Source organism: Nonomuraea sp. NPDC050478 (genome assembly GCF_044458265.1).
Lineage (GTDB): Bacteria > Actinomycetota > Actinomycetes > Streptosporangiales > Streptosporangiaceae > Nonomuraea > Nonomuraea ferruginea.
Genome location: NZ_JBITHT010000005.1, coordinates 794,533 through 813,074 on the forward strand (window position 1 = coordinate 794,533; position 18,542 = coordinate 813,074).

The window sequence follows — 18,542 nt, forward strand, 5'->3', positions numbered from 1 at the left end:
CATGATACGAGTCACTCGTCGCGGTTGGCCGAATCAGGGCTGAAGGCGGGCAGGCACACCGCGACGTACTCGGCGCCTTCGTCGCCCACCCGGTAGCGGACCTTCTCGCCGGGCTCGGTCACGACGGTCTGGCCGGCGGACACCTCGGTGGTGCCGCCGGCGTGCTCGACCAGGACGGTGCCGCGCAGCACGAGCGTGTATTCGGTGAAGGCGGGGGCCTGGGCGGGCTCGTCCCAGCCGGGCGGGGCGACCATGTGGGCGATGGAGATCGCCTCGTCGCCGCTGTTGACGCGGCCCACGTGCTCGTCGATGAGCTTGCCGCCCGGCACCGGGATGCGTGAAGGTCCTTCGATCTTTCTCACCACCCGGTCAGTGTGCCACGTCGACCACCAGTCTGGGCGGGGCGGCGAGCTCGGTGACCTTGAAACCCGTGACGCCGGGCGCCAGCAGGGCGATGCCGACGACGCCTTCGAAGTCGCCGGTCTTGGCGATGCCGGTGATGCCCCCGGCCGCGGGCACGGTGGTGCCGTTCCAGGTGGGGGTGCCGTCCTCGGTGTGGGCGTTGGCGGGCACGAGCCGGATGTGCAGGGCGCGGCCGCCCTTCAGGTCGATCGGCCGGCCCGAGCCCTCCTCGTGCGACTCGCGGACCCAGCGCACGGTGTAGCCGGGGACGCCGCCCTGGAAGTCGACGACCACCCGGTCGAACGAGGGATGCCGGCCGAACCGCACCCCGGTGACCAGGGCGGGTTCGGCGTCGTTCCGCTCGACCCGGACGGGGGCGGTGGCGGTGGGGCCGGGGACGGGCGTGGCCGTGTGCGGCTCGGTGGCGGGCCCGGGGGACGCGGCGCTCTCCGCCGGGGTGTCCGCGGGAGGCGCCGTGCCGCAGGAGATCAGGACCGCGCCACACGCGAGGAACGCGACGGCGGCCCGTACGAACGGGGTCATGTGCACTGGATGCCCGGCGACCGCGCGTCCGATGCGCCGGCGACCTGATCGGCATCGGGGGACGCCCGGGAACCTCGGGGCACGATAGGTTCGGCGGTTTCGCGACCTCCCGTCTGGATGCGCGTGCATCTAACCATGATCTTTACGGCGTGGTAACCTCCGCGCATGGACGAGCGGTTCGTGGTCGACACCTGGCATGACGTCCTCTCCAAACACGCCAGGGCCATGTGCGCGCTGGAGCGCGAGCTGGGCGACAAGCACGGGCTGGGGCCCAGCGAGTTCGAGGTGCTCGACCGGATGGTCAGCCATGACAGGAAGCTGCGCATCCAGGAGCTCTGCGACGAGGTCCACCTGAGCCAGAGCGCGCTCTCGCGGGTGGTGGCCCGCCTGGAGAAGGCCGCGCTCGTGTCGCGCGGCGTGTGCGACTCCGACCGGCGGGGCGTGTTCGTGCGCATCACGGAGGAGGGCCGGGCCCGTCACGCGGCGGCGCTCCCCACCCAGCGCGCCGTCCTGGCCGAGATCTTCGACGACGCCGCCACGCCACTGAGCACCTGACTCCGGCTGTCAATCGTCGCTACTCTACGGCGATGCTCCTCATTCACGGATCATTGACGCTCGCGGTGGCCGCCGCGCTCACCGTGGCCCCGGCCACGACGGCGCACGAAGCGACCAGGACCGCGGACCAGGTCTTGCGGGTCTACACCAACAACATCGAGAACCTGGTGAGGAACAACGCCGACGGCTCCTGCACCCGGATCTCGGGCCCCGACCACCTCACCTCGATGCTGGTCGACGACAACGGCAAGACCGGCACGTCCGGCGTGCGGGCTCCCGATCTCCTGATCGTGCAGCAGGTGCGCGGCACCGGGCAGGCCACGGCCTACGCCGACCAGCTCTCGGCCAAGTTCGGCTATCCGGCGGGCACCTACAGGGCGATCGTGGCCTGGGACGACCCCGAGCAGTGGGGCGGCTCCCACCACTGCAGCCAGCAGTCGCTGGGCGACCTGAAGAAGCGCCAGACCAACGGGATCATCTACAACACCAGGACGCTGGGCCTCGCCGAGACCTCCAAGTACTGGAGCGCGGGCTGGCTGAAGCCCGGCACGTCCTACTCCGGCGGGGCCGGGTGCACGCTCTACAAGCCGCCGAGCAACGACGACGCCGCTGCCAACAAGCACAAGTGGAAGCGCACCAGCGCCATCGCCGCGAGGTTCACGATCAAGGGGACGGGGACGTCGGTCTTCGCCGCCTCCATGCACCTGCCGGAGCAGAACGGCAAGAACGCCTGCGCGGGGCCCGGCGACCCGGGCATCGCGAACTCCGGCATCAAGGTCGGCGCGGACGCCACGAGACTGATGAACGCCTCGGCCGTCCGCGTGATCGGGATCGACGCGAACCGCACCGGCATCGCCCGCACCACCCTCGGCGGCTTCGGCATGACCGGCTACGGGGCGAAGGCCACCATGGGCACCAGGAAGATCGACCACCTGTTCGTCAAGGGCGCCGTGCGGCCGTCACCCGTCGACCACACGGTGAACAGCACGAAGTCCAACCACCTGGCCCTGTACGCGTTCATCACGGTCTGAACCCACCCGAGCCCTGGACGGATCACCGAACCCGGCCGCGCCAGCGGTCGAACGCCGACGCGGCGGACCACCCTGCCGTTACGCGGTGACGCGGCCGATCACGAGGGGCAACTGCTCCCCCGCGGTCTCGCCCACCTCGTAACCGCCGTCCAGGGCCGCGAGCGCCCGCTCGAACCGCGCCGCCTCGTCGGCGTGCAGCGTCATCAGCGGCTGCCCTTGGCGCACCGGATCGCCGGGCTTGGCGTGCAGGGTGATGCCCGCGCCCGCCGACACCGGGTCCTCCTTGCGCGCCCGGCCCGCGCCGAGCCGCCAGGCCGCCAGGCCCACCGCGTAGGCGTCGAGCCGGGACAGCACCCCGGACGCCGGCGCCTCGACGGTCATCGTCTCGCCCGCCCGGGGCAGCGGCGCGTCCGGATCGCCGCCCTGGGCCGCGATCATGCGCCGCCAGGCGTCCATCGCCGACCCGTCGCCCAGCGCGTCGGCGGGGTCCTTGCCGGAGATCCCGGCCGCCTCCAGCATCTCCCGCGCGAGCCGTACGGTCAGCTCCACCACGTCGGAAGGCCCGCCGCCCGCGAGGACCTCGACCGACTCCTCGACCTCCAGGGCGTTGCCCACGGCCCGGCCCAGCGGCCGGTCCATGGCGGTGAGCAGCGCGACCGTGCGCACGCCCGCGTCGGTGCCGAGCGCCACCATGGTCTCGGCCAGCTCGCGGGCGCGCTCCGGGGTCTTCATGAACGCCCCGGAGCCGACCTTCACGTCGAGCACCAGCGCGCCCGTGCCTTCGGCGATCTTCTTGGACATGATCGACGAGGCGATGAGCGGGATGGACTCGACGGTGCCGGTGACGTCGCGGAGCGCGTACAGCTTCTTGTCGGCGGGCGCGAGCCCGGACCCGGCGGCGCAGACCACCGCGCCCGCCTCGCGGAGCACGCCGAGCATCTCGTCGTTGGACAGCGAGGCCCGCCAGCCGGGAATCGACTCCAGCTTGTCGAGCGTGCCCCCGGTGTGGCCGAGGCCGCGCCCGGAGAGCTGCGGCACGTAGGCCCCGCAGGCGGCGACCAGCGGCGCCAGCGGCAGCGTGATCTTGTCGCCGACGCCGCCGGTGGAGTGCTTGTCGGCGGTGGGCCGGTCGAGCGCCGACCAGTCCATGCGCTCGCCGGAACGGATCATCGCCTCGGTCCAGCCGGCGATCTCGCGCCGGTTCATGCCGTTGAGCAGGATCGCCATGGCCAGCGCGGCCATCTGCTCGTCGGCGACCGCGCCCTTGGTGTAGGCGTCGATCACCCAGTCGATCTGGGCGGCCGTCAGCTCGCCGCCGTCGCGCTTGGCGACGATCACCTCGATGACGTCCATCACGCCATCCGGGACAGGTCGTCGGGGCCGAAGGCGTACGGCAGGATCTCGGCCATCCGCTTGGGCCCGTCGACGGTCTCGACCAGCAGGTCGGCGCCGCCGAACTCCCACAGCAGCTGACGGCAGCGCCCGCACGGCATGAGCAGCTCACCGTGGCCGTCGACGCAGGTGAAGGCCACCAGCCGGCCGCCGCCGGACGCCTGCAGCGCGGACACCAGCCCGCACTCGGCGCACAGCCCCACGCCGTAGGAGGCGTTCTCCACGTTGCAGCCGGTCACCACGCGCCCGTCGTCGACCAGCGCGGCGGCGCCGACCGGGAACTTCGAGTATGGAGCGTAGGCGTGGTGCATGGCCTCCGCGGCCTCGGCGCGCAGTGACTCCCAGTCGATGCTCAATGCTGTTCCCCCCGTCGGTAGCGTACGCCGTCGGCCTTGGGCATCCGCAGCCGCTGCGACGCGACGAGGAGCACCAGCAGCGTGAGCACGTGCGGCGTGATGAAGACGAACTCGTTCGGCAGCCGGTCGACGGTCAGCCAGAGCCAGAAGAGCACGGCCGCGCCCACCATGGCGGCGCCCATCGCCGTGTAGTCCTTGACGGTCAGCGCCGACAGCCCGTCCGCCCGGCGGGCCCTGACGCCGAGGTAGATCAGCAGCAGGATCGCGCCCAGGAGCAGGAAGGACGTGATCGCCCCCTGGCTGCGCAACTGCAGGCCGTCGGCGTACCCGAAGAGCGCGGCGCCGGCCGCGAGCCCGCCGGGCCGCCAGTTACCGAAGATCATCGCGGCGAGGCCGATGAAGCCGCGCCCGGCCGTCTGCCCCTCGACGTACTTCGTGCTGACGAAGACCAGGAACACGCCGCCCAGCCCGGCGAACGCGCCGGAGATGACCACCGCGATGTACTTGATCCGGTAGACGTTCACGCCCAGCGACTCGGCCGCCCACGGGTTCTCGCCCGCGGAGCGCAGCCGCAGCCCGAAGGAGGTGTGCCAGAGCACGAAGAACGTCAGCGGCAGCATCAGCACGGCCAGGATGACCAGCACGTTCACGTTGTGCGTGAGCCCGCGCAGGATGCCCGCCACGTCGCCGATCAGGAACCACCTGGTGCTCTCCAGGCTGCCCAGCCAGTCGGGCCCGTCCGACAGCAGCGGCAGGCTCAGCTCGGGCGCCGCGGACGACATCGCGGGCGAGGTGGTGATGCCCGCGCCCGCCTGGTTGGCGGGGCTGCCCTCCTTGTAGAGCACCTCGGACAGGAACCGGGTGACGCCGGGACCGAGCAGGTTGATCGCCACGCCGCTGATGATGTGGTCGACGCCGAAGGTGACGGTGGCGATGGCGTGGATGAGGCCGCCGATCGCGCCCGCGAGCAGCCCGGCGACGAGCGCCGCGTAGGGGCCCCACTGGTAGCCGGCCCAGCCGGCGAACCACGTGCCGAGCACCATCATGCCTTCGAGGCCGATGTTGACCACGCCCGCGCGCTCCGCCCACAGGCCGCCGAGCCCGGCCAGCCCGATCGGCACCGCCAGCATGAGCGCGGCCGCGAACGTGCCGGACGAGGTGATCTCGTTGGCTCCGGTGATCAGGCGGATCAGCGCCACGAGCAGGATCGCCGCGGCGACGCCGACGAGCGCCAGATGGTACTTGCGGGTCCTGGTCATGCTGCCACCTCAACGGGAGTGTTCCTGCCGAGCGCCTGGGCGGCCCGCCGTTCCTCGCGCCGCAGCGCGATCCTGCTGGTGATCTCGTTGGCGATGACCACGAGGAGGACGATGGTGCCCTGCATGATCGTGATGACCGAGGGCGGCACGTCCGCGAACTGCAGCGGCCCCTGCGCCCGGTCGAGGAAGCCGAACAGCAGCGCGGCCACCGCGATGCCCGCGGGCTTGTTGCGGCCCAGCAGGGCCACGGCGATGCCGAGGAAGCCGAGGCCCGGGGTGAAGTTGGAGCCGAACGCGTGCTCGTCGCCGAGGATCTCGGGCAGGCCGATCAGTCCAGCGACCGCCCCGGAGAGCACCATCGCGGAGATGACCATCCGCTTCGGGTCGACGCCGGAGGCGAGCGCGGCCGGCGCGTTGAGGCCGCTGGCCTTGACCTCGAAGCCGAACCTGGTGCGCTCCAGCACCAGCCAGATCCCGACGCCGAGCAGGATCGCCACGATCAGGAAGCCCCACAGGCCGTCGCCGCGCGGCGCGGGCAGGCCGAACATCTCCAGCAGCACGTTCACGTTGGGGAACCACGCCGACTCGGGCAGCACGGGCGTGCTCGTGGTGAGCTGGCCCTCCGCCCGCTCGCCGGCGAACGGGCCGCGGACGAGGAACGCGGCCAGGTTGATCGCGATGTAGTTCAGCATGATCGTGGAGATGACCTCGTTCACCCCCCGGGTCACCTTCATCACGGCCGGGATCAGCGCGTACAGGCCGCCGGCGGCCGCCGCCACGATGATGATCACCGTGATCTGGATCGGCGCGGGCGCGACGAACGTCGAGCCGACGAAGGCGGCGCAGATGGCCGCGATGCGGTACTGGCCCTCGACGCCGATGTTGAAGAGGTTCATCCGGAAGCCGATGGCCACCGCCAGCCCGGCGATGAACAGCGTCACCGCCCGGTTGAGCATGTCGGCGATGCTGGTCGACACGGCCTTCTCGGTGGCGCCGAAGTTCAGGAAGGCGGCGAACGCGTCCGCCGGGCTGGCGCCCACGGCGACGATCGCCACGCTGGAGATGCCGATGGCCAGCACGATGGCCGCGACGGCGCCGGCGACGGTGAGCAGCGCCCTGAAGAGCCCCGCGGGCATCACGCCTCCTCAGTGCCGGTGATGGCACCGGTCATGTATCCGCCCAGCCGCTCTGGCGTGACGCCGGACGGGTCGAGCCGGGCGGCGAGCCGCCCTCGGTAGATCACGTACAACGTGTCGGACAGGCCGATCAGCTCGTCGAGGTCCGCCGAGATCAGCAGCACGGCCAGCCCGGCCGCGCGGGCGTTGCGCAGGTGCTCCCAGATGGCGGCCTGCGCGCCCACGTCGACGCCTCTGGTCGGGTGGGCGGCGATGAGCACCTTCGGCTCGCCGCTCATCTCACGGCCGACGATGAGCTTCTGCTGGTTGCCGCCCGACAGGGCCAGGGCCAGCGTGTCGACGCCGGGCGTGCGGACGTCGTACGCCTCGACGATGCGCTGGGTGTCGGCCCTGGACGCGCGCCGGTTGATCCAGAACCCGCGGCGGGCCGGGGGCCTGGTCTGGTGGCCGAGCACGCGGTTCTCCCAGAGGGACGCCTCCAGCAGCAGGCCCTGGCGGTGGCGGTCCTCGGGGATGTAGCCGATGCCCGCCTCGCGGCGGCGCAGCGTGGGCCAGGCGGAGATGTCCTCGGCGCCGAGCGTGAGCCCGCCGCGCGCCTGGCGGATGCCCATGATGGCCTCGATCAGCTCGGACTGGCCGTTGCCCTCGACGCCCGCGATGCCGACGATCTCGCCCTTGCGGATCTCGAACGACACCTCGTCCAGCAGGCGCCGCCCGCCCTGCGCCTCCATGGTCAGGCCGGACACCTTGAGCATGATGGTGTCGGTCACCGTGGACTCGCGGGTCTCCGGGGTGGGCAGCTCGCTGCCGACCATGAGCTCCGCGAGCTGGCGGGCGGTGGTGCCCGCGGGGTCGACGCCGGCGACCGTGGTGCCGCGCCGGATCACGGTGATCGCGTCGGCGATGCTGAGCACCTCGTCGAGCTTGTGCGAGATGAAGATGACGGTGAGGCCGCCGGCCTTGAGCTCGCGCAGGTTGTCGAAGAGCTCGTCGACCTCCTGCGGCACGAGCACCGCGGTCGGCTCGTCCAGGATGAGGATCCGCGCGCCGCGGTAGAGGACCTTGAGGATCTCCACCCGCTGGCGGTCGCCGACGCCCAGGTCCTCCACGAGCCGGTCGGGGTCCACCCGCAGCCCGTGGCGCTCGGCCAGCTCGTTGATGCGGCGGCGGGCGCCGGCCTTGTCGAGCACGCCGGCCGTGCCGGGCTCGGCCCCCAGCACGATGTTCTCCAGCACCGTGAAGTTGTCGGCGAGCATGAAGTGCTGGTGGACCATGCCGATGCCGACGGCGATGGCGTCGCTGGGGGTGCGGAAGGCGACCTCTTCGCCGTTGACCCTGATTGTGCCCTCGTCCGGCTTCTGCATGCCGTAGAGGATCTTCATCAGCGTCGACTTGCCGGCGCCGTTCTCCCCCACGATCGCGTGCACCGTTCCGGCGTCGACGGTGAGGCTGACGTCGTGGTTGGCCACGACACCGGGGAAGCGCTTGGTGATGCCCTCCAGCTGGACGGCTGGTGGAACCGCGGCGACGGTCTCGGCGTTCATCGGCCGCTCATTCGATCTCTCCTTGGCAGATACAGGCCGAAGGCCCGGGTCAGGGGACGCCGGGCCCTCGGGGAGGCATTCCTCAGATCACGGCTTGGTCGGGACCGTGATCTTGCCGTCGACGATGTCCTTCTGAGCGGCTTCGATCTTGTCCGCGATGTCGTCGATCTCACCGCCGGTGGTGGACAGGCCGACGCCGTCCACCTTGAGGTCGTAGATCACGTCGGTGCCGCCCTTGGCGCCACCCTGGAAGGCCTTGACGAACTCGAACACGCCCACGTCGACGCGCTTGAGCATGGAGGTCATGATGACCTCCTGGAGGTTGGTCTCCTTGACCGTCTGGCGCTGGTCGGAGTCGACGCCGATGGCCTTCTTCTTGGCCGCGGCCGCCGCCTGGAACACGCCGAGGCCGGAGTCGCCGGACGCGTGGTAGACGATCTCCGCGCCGTCCTGGTACATCTTCTCGGCCGCGACCTTGCCCTTGTCGGGGGCGCGGAAGCCGGTGAAGTCACCGTCGGGCGTGAGGTACGTCACGTCGATCTTGGCGTCGCTCTTGACCGACTTCACGCCGGCCTCGAAGCCCGCCTGGAACTTCTTGATCAGGTCGTTCTCGACACCGCCGACGAAGCCCACGTGGCCGCTCTCGGCCTTGAGCGCCGCCGCGACGCCCGCCAGGTAGGAGCCCTGCTCCTCGGCGAAGAGCAGACCCGTCACGTTGGTGGCGTTGGAGGCCGAGTCGACGACCGCGAACTGGATCTCCGGGTATTCCTCGGCGGCCTTCTTGATGTCCTCGCCGTAGGCGAAGCCGACGCCGATGATCGGGTTGTAGCCCGCGTCGGCCAGCTGGGTCAGCAGCTCGCCGCGGTTGGAGCCGTCGGACGCCGGGCTGAGTTCCTTGATCTCCGCGCCGAGCTCGGCCTTCGCCTTCTCCAGGCCCGCGTAGGCGGCGTCGTTGAACGACTTGTCGCCGCGTCCGCCGATGTCGAACGCGAGACCGACCTTGAGCGCGCCACCCGCGGGGGCGCTGCTGCTGTCCGCGGACGGCGCGGTGCTCGCCGTCGTCTCCCCGCCGCTGCCGCTGCCGCCACAAGCCGCGGCCGCCATGAGCATGGCACCGGCCAGCGTGCCGGTCGCCAACCTGCCGAATCGCTTGCTGAGCAAGGCGACTCCTTCCATTTCCCCGGCCGTCAAACTTCATCGCAGGCGCGAAGAAATGCACGGCAACCCTGCACGGAAGATAGTTGGTTGACCAGGCCATACCAAACCGGCACACAGGGTCGCAACCGCTCCGTTATCGACCTCAAGCGGGACTGTGACCTGGCCGCGCCCTCACCCACGTCCGGAAGCTTTGCCCAATTTTGGGCCTCGCCATCCGGTCCGAGGGGATCGATCATGACAGGGCATTCCCCCAACCGGGGCAACCACTCAGGAGTCCTGCATGCACCCCTGGAAGGCAATCGCCGTGCCGCTGGCCGCGGCCATGGTGCTCACCATGGCGTCCGCGCCGCCCGCGGCATCGGCGGACACCCCCGCCGTCAAGGTCGAGGGAGGCGCGACCCAACCGGTCTTCTCCCGCGCAGACGCGATCAAACAGACGGTCTTCGTCGAGGTGGCCGGCACCGACAGCGACGACGACGGCAGCCCCGACCGGGTCGCCGTCGACATCCTGCGGCCCAAGGAGACCGACCAGGGACTCAAGGTCCCGGTCATCATGGAGGCCAGCCCGTACTACGCGGGCGGCAACGACGTCGCCAACCACGTCGTGGACGTCGACGAGCACGGCAACCCGCTGCCCAGCACCCTGCGCGGGCAGTCCAAGCTGTCGAGCGAGCCGTTCGACTCCTACTACGACAACTACTTCGTGCCCCGCGGCTACGCCGTCGCCCTGGTCGAGAACCTGGGCAGCGGCCGCGCCACCGGCTGCCCGACCACCGGCGACCGCAACGAGACGGCCGGGCCCAAGGCCGCCATCGACTGGCTCAACGGCCGCGCCAAGGCCTTCGACGCCGCCGGCAACCCGGTCGAGGCCACCTGGTCCACCGGCAAGGTCGGCATGATCGGCGTCTCGTACAACGGGACCCTGCCGAACGCGGTGGCCGCGACCGGCGTCAAGGGCCTGGAGACGATCGTGCCGATCGCCGCGATCTCCTCCTGGTACGACTACTACCGGGCCAACGGCGGCGTGGTCGCGCCCGGCGGGTTCCAGGGCGAGGACGCGGACGTGCTGGCCAAGTACGTGCTCACCAGGGAGAACGGCCAGGAGGTGTGCGGCCCGGTCATGGACCACCTGACCGCCGCCCAGGACCGGGTCACCGGCGACTACAGCGACTTCTGGGACGACCGCAACTACCTCAACGACGTGCGCAAGGTGCGGGCCAGCGTCTTCCTCGTGCACGGGCTCAACGACTGGAACGTCAAGACCAAGCAGGCCGCCCAGTGGTGGTACGCGCTGGCCGAGCGGAAGGTGCCGCGCAAGATCTGGCTGCACCAGGGCACCCACATGAACCCGTTCAGCCTGCGCACCGCCGAGTGGCTGCGCCAGCTGCACGGCTGGTTCGACCACTGGCTGTACGGGATCGACAGCGGGATCATGCGTGAGCCGCAGGCCGACGTGGAGATCGCGGCCGGTCAGTGGGGGCAGCACAGGTCGTGGCCGCTGCCGGGCACCGCGCCGGTGCGGCTGTGGATGGGCTCGGACGCGAAGCTGGGCCTGCTGCCGCGACCGCTCTCGGCGCGCGAGTCGTTCGTCGACCAGAAGACCCGCACGGCGGAGCAGCTGGTGGAGACCGCCCCGGCCGCCGACCCGAACCGGCTGGCCTACCTCACCGGGGCGTTGCCGACGGACGTGCGGATCTCCGGCACACCGGAGGTCACCGTGCGGGCCTCGCTGAAGAACGGCTCCTCGCCGTTCCTGACCGCGCTGCTCGTGGACTACGGCACCGACACGCGGCCCGACGGCAGGCTGCTGTCGACCGGCGAGGAGTACTGCTACGGCCAGGGCGTGCCGGGTGACACCGGCTGCACGGTGCTGCGCCGGCTGGGCACGGCCGAGACCGCGTACAAGATCGTCACCCGGGGCTGGCTGGACGTGCGCAACCGGAACCGGGCCGACCGGACGGAGCCGGTGCGCGCGGGCAAGGAGTACAGCTTCACCTGGGACTTCCAGCCCCAGGACTACCTGTTCAAGAAGGGGCACAGGATCGGCGTCGTGATCATCTCGACCGACCACGACTACACCCTGCGCTACCCGGCGGGCACCGAGGTGACGCTGTCGCCCGGCCGCTCGTCGCTGCGGCTGCCGGTGGTCTTCGGCCGGATCTCCTGACATGGGACGGCGGCGGGAGACCGGAGTCTCCCGCCGCCGGACCGTGTCTCGTCAGGCCAGCGCCGAGGTGATCTCGTCAGCGGCCGGCACGTGGGTGCTCTCGAACAGCGCGGTCAGCGCGGTCGTGGCCATGACCCGCACGCCCATCGCGATCGCCCGCTCGTCGATGTCGAACGTGCCCTGGTGGATGTCGTAGGTGACGCCGCTCTCCGGGGACCGGGTGCCGAGCCGGGCGAAGGCGCCCGGGATCGACTCGAGGTACCAAGCGAAGTCCTCGCCGCCGAGCGACTGGTGGGTGGACACCACGGCGCCCGCGCCCAGGGCGCGCTCGGCGGCCTCGGACAGCATCTGCACGCAGCCCTCGTCGTTGACCACCGGCGGCACGCCGCGGGTGTATTCCATCGTGGCCTCGATGCCGTACGCGCCCGCGACCGACTCCAGCAGCGTCTTGATCAGGTCAGGGGCGGCGTGCCAGGCGTCCTCGTCGAGGCAGCGGACCGTGCCCTCGGCCACGCCGCCGTCGGGGATCGCGTTGGCGGCCGTGCCGGCCTCGACGCGGCCCCAGACGAGGCTGAGCGAGGAGCGCGGGTCGATCCGGCGCGACAGCGCGGCGGGCAGCTCGGTGAGCACCTTGGCCAGCGCGAAGACCAGGTCGGCCGTGAGGTGCGGGCGGGCGGTGTGGCCGCCGGGGCCGGACACCCGGATGACGACCTTGTCGCAGGCGGAGGTGATCGGGCCGCTCTTGAGACCGAGCTGGCCGACGTCGACGCGAGGGTCGCAGTGGAGGCCGAAGATGCGGTCGACGCCGCTGATGCCGCCCTGGGCCATGACCTCGAGCGCGCCGCCGGGAAGCTCCTCGGCGGGCTGGAAGATCAGCCGCACCCGGCCGGGCAGCAGCCCCGCGGCGGCCTGCTGGGCGAGGAAGAGCGAGGCGCCGAGCAGGATCGTGGTGTGCACGTCGTGGCCGCACGCGTGGCAGGCGCCGGGGACGGTCGAACGGTAGGGCACGCCCTTCTCGTCCTGCAGGGGCAGCGCGTCGATGTCGGCGCGCAGCGCGATGGTGGGGCCGTCGCCGCTTCCCACGTCGCAGATGAGACCCGTGCCACGCGGGAGCACCGTCGGGGTCAGCCCGGCGGCCACGAGCCGCTCCGCGACCCGCTGGGTCGTGCGGTATTCGGCGAAGGCCAGCTCAGGATGCATGTGCAGGTCGCGGCGGAACGCCACGAGATCCTGCTCGGTCTCCACCAGGAACGCGTCGAGTTCCCCTCGAAGCTCACGCCCCTGCATCAGTCACCATCCCGTCCCGTGCCGTGCGCCGTCGACTACCCGGAAATCACACGGCCAATAGCGCCGTATCGAGTACTTGTCCCAACTGTGGTCGGCTGTTCGATCGGAGCAGCCGTCCGGCGAATCGAGATTGCCGCACACCCGGAGGTCTTCGGGGATCGTCAGCGCGGGGCACGACTCTCGGTCGCCTGTTGAGGACAACCGCCACAGCCCGGATCACAGCGGTCGGCCGTGGAACCTGGCGATGCTCCGACTTTATCCCTCTCACGAGGCTTCGCGCTGACGACTACACCAAAAGTTAGCCGACGGCATGCCCGTAACCATGGACGGTCACGGAGAGTGACAGGTCAACTGACCTGAAAATAGTCACAAGGGATCACTAGATCATGACCCGCGGCCGCCACTCCCAAACGTGGTGACCGATTCCGAATCGCGTCACCTTCAGCCATGGCGATAACACTACCGCGCTGGCTGCATTTGGGAGAATTGCGTGTTTCACTCGCTATATGATCACTAACATCCCGTTCGGGGAGAAGTATGCCGGGTTGAGCATCTTCGAGCCGGGCCAGGGCACCCTGGTGGTCGTACCTTCGCTCTCCCTGCCCCAGGATGAGCTCCGCCGCATCACGGGCGCGCGATGCTACGAGGAGCGTCTGCTCTTCTTGTTGCTGACGCTACGCGAGCCCGCGGTCAATGTGATCTACCTGTCGTCCGCGCCGATCGATCCGGCCATCGTCGACTACTACTTGGGATTCCTGCCCGATCCGGAGGAAGCCGCCAAGCGGCTCACGTTGATCAGCCTCGACACCCCGGACGCGCAGCCCCTCACCCGGACGTTACTCTCCCGTCCCGATGTCCTGGAGCGGCTGCGCGCCGCGATCGACGGCGACGCCTGGCTGGTCCCCTTCGTGCTGAGCGAGCTGGAGGAACGGCTCGCCTCGCTACTCAGCGTTCCCCTCTACGGCCCGGCCACGTCGCTGGCCTACTACGGCTCCAAGAGCGGCTCCCGGGAGATCGGCACCGAGGCGGGCGTGCCGATGGCCCGCGGTTTCCGCGACCTCTATACGCTCGCCGAGATCGAGGACGCGATCGAGTCGCTGCCGGGCGAGCGTCTGATCGTCAAGCTGAACGACGCCTACTCCGGCCTCGGCAACGCCATCGTGCCCAGGGGCGACCTGCGGGGCACCAGCTTCGCGGCCGAGGGCGAGACCTGGGCCACCTTCGCCGCCAAGGTGCGCGAGCGCGGCGCGGTCGTCGAGGAGTTCATCGAGCACCGCCCGCTCTACCACCCGAGCGCGCTGGCCCGCATCTCCCCCGGCGGCGACTACGAGGTGGTCGCCACCCACGACCAGGTGCTCGGCGGCCCGAACAACCACGTCTACCAGGGCTGCATGTTCCCGGCCGCGCCGGAGTACCGCTCCGAGGTCGGCGACTGCGCCGGGCGCATAGCCGGAGCGCTGGCGGCCAAAGGCGTGATCGGCCTGTTCGGCATGGACTTCTTCGCCATGAAGACCGACGCCGGCTACGCGGCGCTGCTGTGCGAGATCAACCTGCGCATCGGCGGCACCACCCACCCGTACGGGGCCGCGTTGCTGACGACCGGGGCCACGTACGACCCCGGCACCGGGCTGCTGATGGCCGAGGGCCGGCCCAAGTACTACACGGCCACGGACAACTGCGCGGCCGACTGCCTGCGCGGGCGCACCCCCGGGCAGGTGCTGCGCCAGGCCGAGCGGCTCGGACTCGGCTTCGACCACGACAGCCGCACCGGCAACGTCTTCCACCTGCTCGGCGCCATCCCCGAGCACGGCAAGCTCGGCTTCACCTCGATCGCCGACTCCCGCGAGCAGGCGGACGAGCTGCACCGCCGGACCCGACGCGCCCTCTGTGGCTGATTCCTCACCGATTCTGTGCATTAATAAACGAAGTCACGTATGGGCTGGAGGGGCGCTCCGGTGAATCCGTACTTCGTCATCAAAGACCCGCGCAGCCGCGCCGGTCTGCGTCTGAGCGCGTCCGCCACGTCCCAGGAGCGGCTGGCCTTCCTCAACGAGGCGAGCAGCCGCATCGGCAGCACGCTCGACCTCCAGCAGACGTGCCGCGAGCTGATGGACGTCGCGATCCCCCGGCTGGCCGACACCGGCGGCGTCATGGTGCAGGAGCGGCTCATCACCGAAGGCGAGTTCCCGGCCCGCGCGAAGGACGGCTCGGCCCTGGTCAGACGCGTGTCCACGGCGGTGGCGACGCACAACCCGTGGGAGTGGGACGACGCGTTCCCGGTCGACGAGGTCTGCGTCTATCCCCCGTACCTGCCGCAGGGGCAGGCCATGGCCACGGGCGAGACCGTGCTCGTGCCCAGGCTGGACCGCGCCGTCGGCGAGGAGAACGCACAGGCGTTCCAGCGGCCGATCATCGCCAGGCTGCTGCCCGGGAGCTCCTTCCTCGTGGCGCCGCTGCTCGCCAGGGGCAACGTGCTCGGGTTCCTGGTGCTGCTGCGCCGCGACTGCAGCGAGCCCTTCCAGGAGTCGGACGTCCCGCTGGCCGAGGAACTGGCCGCGCGGACCGCGATCTGCATCGACAACGCCCGGCTCTACGAGCGCGAGCGGCGCACCGCGCTCATGCTGCAGCGTTCCCTCCTGCCGACCGGCCTGCAGCGGTCCCCCGGCCTGGAGATCGCCTACCGCTACCTGCCGGCGAGCGACCTGGCCGAGGTGGGCGGCGACTGGTTCGACGTGATCCCGGTGACCCCGGAGCGCACCGCGCTGGTGGTCGGCGACGTGATGGGCCACGGCATCCGCGCCGCGGCGACCATGGGCCAGCTCCGCACCGCCACCCAGACGCTGGCCAGCCTGGACCTCGACCCGTCCGAGCTGCTGTTCCGGCTCAACCACGTGGCCCAGCAGCTCAGCTCCGACCAGATCGCGACCTGTCTGTACGCGACGTACGACCGCACGTCCGGCAAGATCGCCATGGCCAGCGCGGGACACCTGCCGCCGGTGCTGGTGGAACCCGCCGGCCAGGCCGCGACGGTGCCCGTCGTCCCGGGCCTGCCGCTCGGCGTCGACGTCGAGACGTGGGAGACCTGCACCGTCGACCTGCCTCCGGGCGGCCTGCTCGCCCTCTACACCGACGGCCTGGTGGAGAGCAGGGAGCAGAGCATCGACCAGGGCCTGTCGGGTCTGTGCACGCTGCTCAGCGGTCCGCCCCGGGGGATCGAGCGGATCTGTGACCTGATCATCAACGCGCAGCGGCCGACGGACAAGCGCGACGACATCGCGCTACTGCTCGCCAAGGCCTCCTGATCGCCGCCCGCGCAGGCCGCGCCACCCGATGACGCCCAGCACGATCGCCAGCACGATGTTGACGGCGATCAGGATGCCGTGCACCACGTAGAAGCCGGTCTCGTGCCCGTCCTGGAGGTTGAATCCCAGGTTGATCCACTCGAAGATCATGAACGCGGCGAGCGCGATGAGGAATCCAGCGATCTTTCGTGACATGACCATCTCTCTAGCGTCTGAAGCGGATCTTCAGGGGATGTGTCGGCACATGAGCGACAACACGAAGCTACGCTGAGTTCGCGATGTGGATGAAACTGGTGCCAGTCACGGCACTCCTCGTGGCGGTGACCTTCACCGGGGCGGCCCAGGCGTCCCCGGCCCCGACCCAGACCCCGACCCCGCCGCCGCCGGTCGGCGGTGACCTGCTGGCCGGTCGCGGCCTGATCAAGCCCGTCGGGTTCAAGGCGCCCCCGAAGACCAAGGCGACCGCGTACGTGATCGCCGACCACGAGACGGGGCAGGTGCTGGCGGCGAAGGACCCACACGGCCGCTACCGCCCGGCCAGCACGCTCAAGATGCTCACCGCGGCCACGCTGATCCCCAAGCTCGACAAGACCCTCAAGGTCAGGCCGAGCCGCAACGCCGTCAACCAGGAGGGCAGCGCCGTCGGCCTGCAGACCAGGCCCATCTACACGGTGGACGACCTGTTCAAGGCCCTGATGATGTCGTCCGGCAACGACGCGGCGATGGCGCTGGCCGAGGCGAACGGCGGCCTCGACAAGACCATGCGCGACATGAACGACGAGGCCAAGCGGCTGCAGGCCAACGACACCGTGGCCAAGACGCCCAGCGGCCTGGACAAGCCCGGACAGAGCAGCTCCGCCTACGACCTGGCGCTCATCGCCAGATCCGGCCTGTCCGACAAGGACTTCCGGCGGTACGTGAGCACCAAGACGGCCAAGTTCCCCGCGCCGAAGAAGTGGTACGAGATCAGCAACCACAACAAGCTGCTCTGGCGCTACAAGGGCATGATCGGGGTCAAGAACGGCTGGACGACGAAGGCGCAGAGCACGTTCGTCGGCGCGGCCACCCGCGACGGCCACACGATCATCGTGTCGATCATGAAGCACGAGGGCTACTTCTGGGAAGAGGTGGCCGACCTGCTCGACTGGGGCTTCGCCGCCCGGGGCAAGGCGACGCCGGTCGGCCGGCTCGTCGACCCGCTGCCCGACGAGCCGGCCCAGCAGGCGGCGCCGGTCGCCACGTCCCACGCCACTCCGTCGCCCAGCCGGAAGCCGATGATGGACGCGGCCGCGTCCGAGCAGGACGCGAGCACGCGCACGATGGGTTCCGTGGTGATCGGCGGCGGGCTGCTGTTCGGGCTGGTCTGGCTCGGCTACGGCATCCGCCGCAGGCGCAGGAGGCTATGACGGCCCGGCCGGCTCCGGCGTGCCCGCCGAGGGCACGGGCGAGGGCGCGGGCGGCGGGGCGCCTCCGGCCGTGGCGGTCCACGCGGCCACGTACAGGATGAGCCGGGTGGAGAAGTTGATCCACAGCAGCAGGCCGACCATGACCGCGAACGCGCCGTAGATCGGGTTCGACAGCGTCCCGGCGAGCAGCAGCGAGGCGAGCTGCTTGAGCACGCCGAACCCGATCGCGCCGAGCAGCGCGCCCCGGGCGAGCACCCGGAACGGCTGGACGGGCCTGGCCACCCAGCCCAGCGCGATCATGAACAGCACCCAGTCGGCGGCGACGCTGCCCGCCAGGCCGACGAGCCCCGTCAGCACCGTCACCACCGGCGAGCTGCCGCCGAACAGGAAGTTCGCCACCATCGTGGTGGCCTGCGTCGCCAGCCCGCCGACCAGCACCGACACGATGAGCGTCACGCCCAGCATGAGCAGCGACGCCAGGTCGCGCAGCTTGGCCCTGACGAACGAGAACGCCGGCGAGGTGGTCATGGAGATCTCGCGCAACGCCCCGCGCAGCGCGTCCACCGCCCCGAGCCCCGCGTACAGCAGGCCCAGGAGGCCGATGACGCCCGCGGTCGTCTTGGCGTCCTTGATCGCCGTCAGGTCGAGCTGCCCCGCCAGACCGGGCAGCCGCTCCGTGATCGCCGTCTCCAGCGCCCCCGCCACCGTCGCGCTGACCGTCACCACATACCCCAGCAGCGCGAACGCCAGCGCGATCAGCGGGAAGAAGGACAGGAACGCGAAGTACGTCACCCCGCCCGCCAGCCGGTCGCCGGACTGCGCCTGGTAGCGCTGGACGGTCTTGATGAGGTGGTCGACGGACGGCCTGCGCACGCGCCAGCCTTCCACCATCCGCCTGGCCCGGTTCTTGATGGACCGGATCCGCTCGGTCAGGCTCACGCTCACGCCCCAGACCTGCCCTGGAGGCGACGTTCGTATCCTTTCGGCGATCATTCCGCGCCGGG

17 protein-coding genes are annotated in these 18,542 nt (G+C 70.5%); 6 read left to right on the forward strand and 11 right to left on the reverse strand.

The genetic code is table 11. The features are described 5' to 3' along the window. Positions 1 to 11: 11 nt before the first annotated feature. Both ACIBF7_RS28530 and ACIBF7_RS28535 read right to left on the reverse strand, forming a co-directional pair. Positions 12 to 365, reverse strand: coding sequence for an AraC family ligand binding domain-containing protein (locus ACIBF7_RS28530; protein ID WP_148036943.1), 354 nt, complete (start codon positions 363 to 365; stop codon positions 12 to 14). A 4-nt stretch (positions 366 to 369) separates the two neighbouring features. Further along, the gene (locus ACIBF7_RS28535; RefSeq protein ID WP_187281631.1) at positions 370 to 945 is read right to left on the reverse strand and encodes a hypothetical protein; all 576 of its coding nucleotides are present in this window, start codon (positions 943 to 945) and stop codon (positions 370 to 372) included. 165 nt (positions 946 to 1,110) lie between these two features. On the opposite strand from ACIBF7_RS28535, the gene ACIBF7_RS28540 reads away from it, so the two are divergent. Next, positions 1,111 to 1,500, forward strand: coding sequence for a MarR family winged helix-turn-helix transcriptional regulator (locus ACIBF7_RS28540; protein ID WP_148036941.1), 390 nt, complete (start codon positions 1,111 to 1,113; stop codon positions 1,498 to 1,500). 32 nt (positions 1,501 to 1,532) lie between these two features. After that, complete coding sequence (locus ACIBF7_RS28545; protein WP_148036940.1) at positions 1,533 to 2,531, forward strand: hypothetical protein; 999 nt, start codon at positions 1,533 to 1,535, stop codon at positions 2,529 to 2,531. A 78-nt stretch (positions 2,532 to 2,609) separates the two neighbouring features. On the opposite strand, the gene ACIBF7_RS28550 is transcribed toward ACIBF7_RS28545, so the two are convergent. The 6 genes from ACIBF7_RS28550 to ACIBF7_RS28575 form a co-directional block, all read right to left on the reverse strand. After that, the gene (locus tag ACIBF7_RS28550; RefSeq protein ID WP_397198543.1) at positions 2,610 to 3,884 is read right to left on the reverse strand and encodes a thymidine phosphorylase; all 1,275 of its coding nucleotides are present in this window, start codon (positions 3,882 to 3,884) and stop codon (positions 2,610 to 2,612) included. Next, positions 3,884 to 4,279 (reverse strand): cytidine deaminase, encoded by a 396-nt coding sequence (locus ACIBF7_RS28555; protein ID WP_148036938.1) that lies wholly within the window; start codon positions 4,277 to 4,279, stop codon positions 3,884 to 3,886. Before ACIBF7_RS28555 ends, ACIBF7_RS28550 begins: the two co-directional genes overlap by 1 nt. After that, positions 4,276 to 5,538, reverse strand: coding sequence for an ABC transporter permease (locus ACIBF7_RS28560; protein ID WP_397198544.1), 1,263 nt, complete (start codon positions 5,536 to 5,538; stop codon positions 4,276 to 4,278). The genes ACIBF7_RS28555 and ACIBF7_RS28560 overlap by 4 nt, the downstream gene beginning before the upstream one ends. Beyond that, positions 5,535 to 6,674: an ABC transporter permease gene (locus ACIBF7_RS28565; RefSeq protein WP_148036936.1), complete on the reverse strand. Its 1,140-nt coding sequence runs from the start codon at positions 6,672 to 6,674 to the stop codon at positions 5,535 to 5,537. The genes ACIBF7_RS28560 and ACIBF7_RS28565 overlap by 4 nt, the downstream gene beginning before the upstream one ends. After that, positions 6,674 to 8,218, reverse strand: a complete 1,545-nt coding sequence (locus ACIBF7_RS28570; protein WP_271278913.1) for an ABC transporter ATP-binding protein — start codon at positions 8,216 to 8,218, stop codon at positions 6,674 to 6,676. Before ACIBF7_RS28570 ends, ACIBF7_RS28565 begins: the two co-directional genes overlap by 1 nt. Before the next feature lie 87 nt (positions 8,219 to 8,305). Next, complete coding sequence (locus ACIBF7_RS28575) at positions 8,306 to 9,379, reverse strand: BMP family protein (RefSeq protein ID WP_148036934.1); 1,074 nt, start codon at positions 9,377 to 9,379, stop codon at positions 8,306 to 8,308. A gap of 277 nt (positions 9,380 to 9,656) precedes the next feature. Here ACIBF7_RS28575 and ACIBF7_RS28580 point away from each other — a divergent pair, with 277 nt between their 5' ends. Further along, positions 9,657 to 11,543, forward strand: coding sequence for a Xaa-Pro dipeptidyl-peptidase (locus tag ACIBF7_RS28580; protein WP_397198545.1), 1,887 nt, complete (start codon positions 9,657 to 9,659; stop codon positions 11,541 to 11,543). A gap of 51 nt (positions 11,544 to 11,594) precedes the next feature. On the opposite strand, the gene ACIBF7_RS28585 is transcribed toward ACIBF7_RS28580, so the two are convergent. Beyond that, positions 11,595 to 12,830, reverse strand: coding sequence for a M20 family metallopeptidase (locus ACIBF7_RS28585; protein WP_397198546.1), 1,236 nt, complete (start codon positions 12,828 to 12,830; stop codon positions 11,595 to 11,597). A gap of 506 nt (positions 12,831 to 13,336) precedes the next feature. Here ACIBF7_RS28585 and ACIBF7_RS28590 point away from each other — a divergent pair. Together ACIBF7_RS28590 and ACIBF7_RS28595 are read left to right on the forward strand one after the other, a co-directional pair. Continuing rightward, the gene (locus ACIBF7_RS28590) at positions 13,337 to 14,725 is read left to right on the forward strand and encodes a peptide ligase PGM1-related protein (RefSeq protein ID WP_397198547.1); all 1,389 of its coding nucleotides are present in this window, start codon (positions 13,337 to 13,339) and stop codon (positions 14,723 to 14,725) included. Between the two features lie 60 nt (positions 14,726 to 14,785). Next, complete coding sequence (locus tag ACIBF7_RS28595; RefSeq protein ID WP_187281629.1) at positions 14,786 to 16,132, forward strand: PP2C family protein-serine/threonine phosphatase; 1,347 nt, start codon at positions 14,786 to 14,788, stop codon at positions 16,130 to 16,132. On the opposite strand, the gene ACIBF7_RS28600 is transcribed toward ACIBF7_RS28595, so the two are convergent. Then, entirely contained in the window at positions 16,109 to 16,327 is a 219-nt protein-coding gene (locus ACIBF7_RS28600; protein ID WP_261809076.1) for an SCO4848 family membrane protein, read from the reverse strand. The genes ACIBF7_RS28595 and ACIBF7_RS28600 overlap by 24 nt on opposite strands. A gap of 89 nt (positions 16,328 to 16,416) precedes the next feature. On the opposite strand from ACIBF7_RS28600, the gene ACIBF7_RS28605 reads away from it, so the two are divergent. Then, on the forward strand, positions 16,417 to 17,538 hold the full coding sequence (locus tag ACIBF7_RS28605; protein WP_397198548.1) for a D-alanyl-D-alanine carboxypeptidase family protein: 1,122 nt from the start codon (positions 16,417 to 16,419) through the stop codon (positions 17,536 to 17,538). On the opposite strand, the gene ACIBF7_RS28610 is transcribed toward ACIBF7_RS28605, so the two are convergent. After that, positions 17,533 to 18,483 (reverse strand): YihY/virulence factor BrkB family protein, encoded by a 951-nt coding sequence (locus ACIBF7_RS28610; protein WP_271276605.1) that lies wholly within the window; start codon positions 18,481 to 18,483, stop codon positions 17,533 to 17,535. The two genes, ACIBF7_RS28605 and ACIBF7_RS28610, sit on opposite strands and share 6 nt — an antisense overlap. Between the last annotated feature and the right edge of the window lie 59 nt (positions 18,484 to 18,542).

What these genes read in the sequence shown, in the direction of transcription:
- ACIBF7_RS28605 (WP_397198548.1), top strand. Translation starts at nt 16,417, where the DNA reads ATGAAACTGGTGCCAGTCACGGCACTCCTCGTGGCGGTGACCTTCACC.
- ACIBF7_RS28535 (WP_187281631.1), bottom strand. Translation starts at nt 945, where the DNA reads ATGACCCCGTTCGTACGGGCCGCCGTCGCGTTCCTCGCGTGTGGCGCG.
- ACIBF7_RS28545 (WP_148036940.1), top strand. Translation starts at nt 1,533, where the DNA reads ATGCTCCTCATTCACGGATCATTGACGCTCGCGGTGGCCGCCGCGCTC.
- ACIBF7_RS28570 (WP_271278913.1), bottom strand. Translation starts at nt 8,218, where the DNA reads ATGAACGCCGAGACCGTCGCCGCGGTTCCACCAGCCGTCCAGCTGGAG.
- ACIBF7_RS28560 (WP_397198544.1), bottom strand. Translation starts at nt 5,538, where the DNA reads ATGACCAGGACCCGCAAGTACCATCTGGCGCTCGTCGGCGTCGCCGCG.
- ACIBF7_RS28585 (WP_397198546.1), bottom strand. Translation starts at nt 12,830, where the DNA reads ATGCAGGGGCGTGAGCTTCGAGGGGAACTCGACGCGTTCCTGGTGGAG.
- ACIBF7_RS28590 (WP_397198547.1), top strand. Translation starts at nt 13,337, where the DNA reads ATGATCACTAACATCCCGTTCGGGGAGAAGTATGCCGGGTTGAGCATC.
- ACIBF7_RS28540 (WP_148036941.1), top strand. Translation starts at nt 1,111, where the DNA reads ATGGACGAGCGGTTCGTGGTCGACACCTGGCATGACGTCCTCTCCAAA.
- ACIBF7_RS28580 (WP_397198545.1), top strand. Translation starts at nt 9,657, where the DNA reads ATGCACCCCTGGAAGGCAATCGCCGTGCCGCTGGCCGCGGCCATGGTG.
- ACIBF7_RS28600 (WP_261809076.1), bottom strand. Translation starts at nt 16,327, where the DNA reads ATGTCACGAAAGATCGCTGGATTCCTCATCGCGCTCGCCGCGTTCATG.
- ACIBF7_RS28550 (WP_397198543.1), bottom strand. Translation starts at nt 3,884, where the DNA reads ATGGACGTCATCGAGGTGATCGTCGCCAAGCGCGACGGCGGCGAGCTG.
- ACIBF7_RS28565 (WP_148036936.1), bottom strand. Translation starts at nt 6,674, where the DNA reads ATGCCCGCGGGGCTCTTCAGGGCGCTGCTCACCGTCGCCGGCGCCGTC.